The organism is Mesorhizobium sp. Arg314, from assembly GCF_053714275.1.
On sequence record NZ_JBSKBP010000300.1, the window covers coordinates 1 to 332 of the forward strand.

At 64.8% G+C, this 332-nt stretch carries 1 protein-coding gene; it reads left to right on the forward strand.

Features of this window, described 5'->3' with window-relative positions; all coding sequences use genetic code 11:
* On the forward strand, window positions 1-332 hold a 332-nt coding region (locus ACWGS9_RS36145), incomplete at both ends, for an NAD(P)(+) transhydrogenase (Re/Si-specific) subunit beta (RefSeq protein ID WP_454509531.1).

Here is a 332-nt window from a genome sequence, read left to right on the forward strand (position 1 = left end):
CAGGCGCAGCACGCGCTGCGCGAAATGGCCGACAAGCTCAAGGCCAATGGCGTCGAGGTGAAATACGCCATTCACCCTGTCGCCGGCCGCATGCCCGGCCACATGAACGTGCTCTTGGCCGAGGCCAACGTGCCCTATGACGAGGTGTTCGAGCTGGAGGACATCAACTCCGAATTCGCGCAGGCCGACGTCGCCTATGTCATCGGCGCCAACGACGTCACCAACCCGTCCGCGCGCGACGACAAGTCCTCGCCGATCTACGGCATGCCGATCCTCGACGTCGACAAGGCGCGCACCTGCCTGTTCGTCAAGCGCTCGCTCGGCTCCGGCTA